Source organism: Vibrio sp. M260118 (assembly GCF_036533755.1).
Classification (GTDB): domain Bacteria; phylum Pseudomonadota; class Gammaproteobacteria; order Enterobacterales; family Vibrionaceae; genus Vibrio.
Genome location: NZ_JATABG010000190.1, coordinates 1 through 6,483, shown reverse-complemented (window position 1 = coordinate 6,483; position 6,483 = coordinate 1). Strand labels below are relative to the sequence as shown.

The 6,483-nt window shown below is 44.7% G+C and carries 7 protein-coding genes; 4 read left to right on the top strand and 3 right to left on the bottom strand.

What is annotated here, in order from left to right; genetic code table 11:
* The 3 genes from QTO00_RS12110 to QTO00_RS12100 all read left to right on the top strand — a co-directional run.
* Window positions 1-1,273, top strand: a 1,273-nt coding sequence (locus tag QTO00_RS12110; protein WP_331425044.1) for a glyceraldehyde-3-phosphate dehydrogenase, incomplete at its 5' end; no start/stop codon positions are given.
* A 223-nt stretch (window positions 1,274-1,496) separates the two neighbouring features.
* On the top strand, window positions 1,497-1,703 hold the full coding sequence (locus tag QTO00_RS12105; RefSeq protein ID WP_331425043.1) for a hypothetical protein: 207 nt from the start codon (window positions 1,497-1,499) through the stop codon (window positions 1,701-1,703).
* A 20-nt stretch (window positions 1,704-1,723) separates the two neighbouring features.
* Window positions 1,724-2,896 (top strand): alpha/beta hydrolase, encoded by a 1,173-nt coding sequence (locus QTO00_RS12100; RefSeq protein WP_331425042.1) that lies wholly within the window; start codon window positions 1,724-1,726, stop codon window positions 2,894-2,896.
* A 140-nt stretch (window positions 2,897-3,036) separates the two neighbouring features.
* On the opposite strand, the gene QTO00_RS20990 is transcribed toward QTO00_RS12100, so the two are convergent.
* The 3 genes from QTO00_RS20990 to QTO00_RS12090 are packed head-to-tail and all read right to left on the bottom strand — an operon-like array spanning window position 3,037 to window position 5,954.
* Window positions 3,037-3,189, bottom strand: coding sequence for a FeoB-associated Cys-rich membrane protein (locus tag QTO00_RS20990; RefSeq protein WP_443088923.1), 153 nt, complete (start codon window positions 3,187-3,189; stop codon window positions 3,037-3,039).
* Window positions 3,190-3,192: 3 nt separating this feature from the next.
* On the bottom strand, window positions 3,193-5,697 hold the full coding sequence (gene feoB / locus QTO00_RS12095; RefSeq protein WP_331425041.1) for a ferrous iron transport protein B: 2,505 nt from the start codon (window positions 5,695-5,697) through the stop codon (window positions 3,193-3,195).
* A 20-nt stretch (window positions 5,698-5,717) separates the two neighbouring features.
* Window positions 5,718-5,954, bottom strand: coding sequence for a FeoA family protein (locus QTO00_RS12090; RefSeq protein WP_331425040.1), 237 nt, complete (start codon window positions 5,952-5,954; stop codon window positions 5,718-5,720).
* 224 nt (window positions 5,955-6,178) lie between these two features.
* On the opposite strand from QTO00_RS12090, the gene QTO00_RS12085 reads away from it, so the two are divergent.
* On the top strand, window positions 6,179-6,483 hold a 305-nt coding region (locus tag QTO00_RS12085; RefSeq protein ID WP_331425039.1), incomplete at its 3' end, for a hypothetical protein.

Here is a 6,483-nt window from a genome sequence, read left to right as displayed (position 1 = left end):
ATTAGCACGTCGCTACACTGGAACAGCACTCACTCCAGAGCAAACGCTACCTTTAATCCAAGCACTTAGCGAAATGGAACTTTCTCCTTGTCGTGTCGACATTGGTCAACTTGCCCATGAATTCTGGCAAGGCCGTGATGACGCACACGGAGTAAAAGACTTCTTACATACGTCGCTTCTTGGTGCGCAAAATGGTCAAACCGTAAGCGAGCCACGTGATGTGGTACTTTACGGGTTTGGACGTATTGGCCGCCTATTGACTCGCCTACTGGTTGAAAAATCCGGTCCTGGTTACCCACTTCGACTACGTGCAGTCGTAGTTCGCGGCGGTAAGAAAGGTGATTTAGAAAAACGTGCGAGCCTTCTACGTCGCGACTCTGTTCACGGACAATTTAACGGTAGTATTGTTGTTGATGAAGAACGCAAAGCGATCATCGCTAACGGCAATTACATCCAGTTTATCTATGCCAACAAACCACAAGACGTCGACTACACTAGCTTTGGAATTAACAACGCATTAGTTGTTGATAATACGGGTGTTTGGCGTGATGCTGATGGCCTTGCACAGCACCTAGAGTGCAAAGGCGCAGAGAAAGTGCTGTTGACCGCACCAGGCAAAGGTGACATCAAAAACGTTGTGTTTGGCGTGAATGATGACGTTATCCAAACTGAAGATAACATCATTTCTGCAGCAAGCTGTACCACCAACGCTATTACACCAGTGCTAAAAGCCGTTAACGACAAGTTTGGGGTTATTTCAGGCCATATTGAAACGGTTCACTCGTTTACCAATGACCAAAACCTAATTGATAACTTCCACTCGGGTGAGCGCCGTGGACGTAGCGCATCTTTGAACATGGTGTTAACCGAGACAGGAGCAGCGAAAGCGGTAGCAAAAGCTCTACCAGAACTAGCAGGTAAGCTAACAGGTAACGCTATCCGCGTACCAACACCAAACGTATCGATGGCGATCGCTAACCTAAACCTTGAACATGGTACAGATAAAGAAGCACTTAACGCTTACCTGCGTGAAATGGCTCTGACGTCTGAGCTATCTGCGCAAATTGATTACACTGAGTCTACTGAGATTGTATCAACTGACCTAGTGGGTTCTCGATTCGCAGGTGTGGTTGATGGCGCTGCGACTATCGCACAAGATAACCGCTGCGTTCTGTACATTTGGTACGACAATGAGTTTGGCTACAGCTGTCAGGTTGTTCACTGTATGGAACAAATGATGGGTGTTCGCTACAAAACTTACCCAACAAAATAATCTACGGATTTGGTCAGCTAACTTTGGTAGTTGACCAACAGAATATCGTCTCAGGCAATGTCTGAGGCAATTCTCCACAACATAATATCTATAATAATCCCCCGTAGTTGCCACTTTCTTATTTGGAAGTGGCCTTTTTGATCCATGCCTCCATTTTCCGTTTGTTCATGTTTGATTCATTTATCTCGCGCTATTCTGCTCATATAGATAAGAGGTAAAGATTATGAATAGAGTAATTTCTGGTTTTTTGGCACTGTTTATTGGTGTATTTACACTGCTGTTCAGCTTGATCATGATTATTCCGCTAACTATTGCTGCGGTTATCACTGGAAAGAAAATAGAAAAGTCTCTTAAAATGAATCGCTCAGCGTTTTCTCAACAAAGCAATCACTCTACACTCGAAGGGGAGTATGAGGACGTCTCAAAGTAAATAGGTGAATTGAATATACGATGCGTAAAAAGACCGTCTTAGTTTTTAGCCTTGCGGCGATAGTAGCTACCATCACCGTTGGCTGCTCAACCCAACCAACCGACCCTGCCTTCCAAGCAGCACAACAATTACCGAGCTACTCACAAGCCAGCTTTCAAGCGTATGTATCAGAAACTAAGCGTTGGCTTGAGAGCAATCGTCTATTCATGACTGAAGACAAACAGGCAGAACTAGACATGGTGCTGCCTAAGGAATATGTCCCTGAGCAACCAAATGGACAAGGTGTATTGCTGGTTCACGGCCTAGGAGATTCTCCTTACTCATTCGTTGACGTCGCAACTCATCTAGCAGAGAAAGGCTACTTGGTTAGAACAGTTCTACTACCAGGCCATGCGAGTAAGGTGGGCGATCTCCAACTCCCAACGCTTCAAGATTGGCAAGGTGTCGTTCGCCACCACATCTCACTGTTAAAACAAAACACTGATTCCATTTGGCTTGGCGGCTATTCGACTGGAGCGAATCTGGTTACGGCTGAGGCACTAAATGACGATAGCGTGAACGGTTTATTGCTTTTCTCCCCTGCTCTGCAGCCTCACTCTGAAGTGGTAAAATATGCCGAGCTAGCGAGTTACTTTGTGACCTGGGCAGACCAAGATCCTGAAGACAATCCTCTGCGCTACAATTCATTGCCAATGAATGCAGCGGCTGTCTATTACCAAACGTCTTCAGTCGTTCGTGAAGCACTCGGCGACCAAACGTACAACAAACCAGTATTCATGCTGATGAGCGAAGGCGACAAAGTCGTTAGCACCCAATTTGCTATCGACACCTTCAGTAAAAAAATGCCAAACCCTAGTGGACATATTGTCTGGCAAGGTGAAAGTAAGATCGCGGAACCTCGTTCAACTCAGTTTTCGATGCACCTACCGAAACAGCGTATTTCCAATGGCTCACATATGGGGCTGCTCTTTTCTCCAAACAATCCAAATTATGGCGTCAATGGTGGCAATATCATCTGTAGCAATGGTCAAGGTGAAGAGAAAGAAGCCCAATGTCAGAGTGGCGAGAACATCTGGTATTCCGCTTGGGGATACACAGAACCCAACAAGGTTCACGCTCGGCTCACTTACAATCCATATTTTGATCAGAGTATGGAAATTATGGATAGAGTCATGAGCTCTACGCGTTCGTAGGTAGGCTCCTCTCGGTTTAACCTAACTACGTAGCTCTTGGAGCAAACATAATGATCGCCATTCAGAGCAAAGCGACACTAACACCAACCAGGTCCCACATCGTTGGTCGAATGCCACAAGTAAGCAAAAATTGTTCAACCTCACTCCTTACCCGGAGCACTCGCGCAAGAATCGCAACCACTTCCGCAGCTATTTTTCTTTTTAAACAACTTGTTATAAATATAGTATCCCGCGCCAGCAACAATAAGAACGACAATGGCAACATCCCAAAGCTCTATTGATTGTTCATACATAGTCTATCCCTCAATATTCTTAACGGGAATTTCATCTGGCAGCATTCTACGCTTAATCCAGTCTTTAAATCCGAGTAATAGCAATAATGCAAGCGCAAAAAAATAAGCCATTGACATCAGTTGAATACCTGTAAGCTTAAAGGCATTTCCCAATGTATAAACTGCTGTCGCCACTGAAAAACCAATCGCAGTCGGTAAGAAGATCGACAGCAACATCCACTTGTACTCACCAGTCTGCACTTTAATCATCATTACTGTGGCTAAGCATGGAGGGTATAAGATAAAGAACAAGATTAGTGCCACCGCTGCTAACTCGCCATGGCCGCTAAACTCGCTAGATCCACTCATACGATCTTCAAGTTTCTGATTGCTATCTTCGTCTTGCTGGAATAATACGCCAAGCGTCGCAACACTGCTCTCACGGGCTGCAAATGAAGAGAATAGAGCTACGTTAATCTTCCAATCAAAACCTGCGTATTGAGTGACTGGCTCAAGCGAACGCCCAAACATACCTAGTAACGAACTTTCTAGGCGCAGTTCTTTCATCTCACGACGAATTTTAGAGCGCTCAGAAGAGAGTTTACGTAGAGCACGGTGCGCTTTCTTCGCGCCCTTATCGCCTTTTGGTGGAACAACCACAGAATAGAACTCACTGTTGCGTGTTTTAAACTTTTCACCAACGGCTTTTGATGCTGCAGCACCTTTGGCGTTTAACTTGGCACGCTTATAGTCTGTGTAGTAGTTAACCAATCCAGATAGAGACTGCTGATCAAAGGTGTTTTCATAGCCAGTATTTTTAAGCGATTTTTCGAACTTAACTACCGCTGATTCAGCCCGCTGTTGAAACTGAGCTTTGCTCTCTTCAGGTAAACCGGGAAATTGCAGCAGGACAAAAATAACGGTTGATACCGCCAAAACAATAGTTCCGACCTTACGCACGTACATCCAAGTACGCTCAAGTGAACGGGTCACAACACTGCGAGCAGTAGGAAGATTATAACGAGGCAACTCCATGACAAATGGCGCCGTTTCGGTTTTACGTAGTACCGTCTTCGTCAGTAGTTTTGCAACTAGCAGTGCAGAAATAATCGAGATAGTTGAAATATAAAACGTCATCAACGACTTATCTTCAACAAAGAATATCCCCAGCATCAGCGTATATAGCGGAATTTTGGCTAAACAGTTCATATAAGGAACAGTTAAAATGGTTGCTAACCTCGCTCTGTTATCGGGTATCCCTTTCGTTGCCATGACACCTGGAACCGCACAACCACCAGCGAACACGCCTGCGAGGATCATCGGCAATGTACTTTGACCATGAAGACCAAACTTATGCAGCACTTTATCTGAAATGAACGCAATCCTCGCCATGTATCCCGAGTCTTCCAATATGGCAATCAGTGCGAATAGGATAAGGAAGATAGGTATGTAGTTAAGCAGCGTATTTGCAGAATCAACAACCCAAAGCCCAAGTGAACGCACGTAAGGGTCATAGAGAAAACCTGCGTCCGGCAGCAAGCTAGCGACTAACTCTCTAAATGCCGCTAAGTAAGGCCACCAGTAATTAGTCAGTTCATACCCGTAGACAATCGAACTTTGGTAGATAACAAAGACAGTCGCGATCAAAAAGATGGGTGCACCAAATTTATTTAATACTAGTTTGTCGAACTTTTGCGTAAAGTTTGTTTTTTCTTGGCCTTGCTTTGTGAATTCAACGCACTCTTTTAATATGCGAGTCACCGTCAATTGACGCTGAGCAACGATATAGTCATTGATTGGCGTTGTTAGTGCTTGAGTTACCGATTGCTGCTCTGCTTCAACAACACTTTGCAGCTGACTCAAGGATTTGGTGTCTAGCGCAGACTCAAGCGAAGTTAGTGCCTCTTGATCGTTTTCCAACAGTCTTAACGCTAACCAACGCGCTGCGGGTTTATTTTCACAATCTAGCGTTTCAATTTGGGCGGTTAGGCTTGAAATTGAATCTTCGAGTTTAGGATACGGTACAGCAAAAGAACTCGGCTTAGCGCCATCAATCGCTTGGCCAATACTCTCAGCCCCCTTGCCCAATCGACCTATACACTCAACAACCGGAACACCAATGGCTTCAGACAGCTTACTACTATCAATCTGGATGCCTTCCGACGCAGCCACGTCCATCATATTCAGAGCGACTGCTACTGGCAGTTCCAGCTCTAAAAGTTGCAGTGAAAGATGCAAAGAGCGATTGATGTTCGCCGCGTCCATGACATTAAGAACAACATCTGCGTTCTCTTCGCGCAGCGCTTTTCTTGCTACTCGCTCTTCAAGAGAAAAGCTGGTCAGGCTATAAGTACCCGGTAAATCAATCAGCTGATACGAACCAAAGCTATTCGAGAAATAGCCGACTTTTTTATCAACCGTAACTCCAGGATAATTAGCAACATGCTGACGAGCCCCTGTAAGCATGTTAAAAACCGTCGATTTACCCGCATTTTGCTGACCCGCAAGGAGGATTTTCTTTCTTTGCATGTTCCGTATCTTCTTCTGCTTTATCCGCAATCTAACGCGATCATCACTGTTTCAGCTTCTGTCTTACGAATCACAACATTGGTAAGACCGACTCTCACTTCCAACGGGTCCCCCATTGGGGCGTATCTAACAAACTCAATTTCCATTTCAGGAATCAAGCCCAAATCTAATAAGCGCTGCCTGATAGCCCCCTGAGAACCGTGAGAAACAATTACTCCTTTCTGCCCCGGTATCAATCTGTCTAATTGAGTTTTCATTGCCATGAATCCATTGCGGAAATATATGGAAACATAGTGTAAAGCGATGCGTTTTCGATAAGAACTCGCAAATGATAATGATTAACGTTTAGATGATCTAAATCAATCCAGATGCAAATAATAATAATTACCAGTTTTAATATACATTTGCGCAGCTTATGCTTTGCCCAATTATTAGCCGCTAGCCAATCATTGGCGACTAAGACTCTGATAAGGAAAACAAAATGAAAAAGGCGACATTAGCATTGTTGTTCGGCGCACTGCTCCCAGCCACGGCAATGGCTCACACCCCACTATTCTCTTGTTACGATTTCGGTGACAACACCATCTTATGTGAAGGTGGCTTTTCGGACGGCTCATCAGCATCTGGCGTTGAAGTTTTAGTTCTAGATGCTTCTGGTACCGAGTTAATCAAAAGTGAAATCAACGAAGATGGCGAGATAGAGTTTCAAAAACCAGCGGGTGACTACAAAGTTCAGTTCAATGCCGGCCCAGGCCACTCTATCGAAGTCGATGGCAAAGATATTGT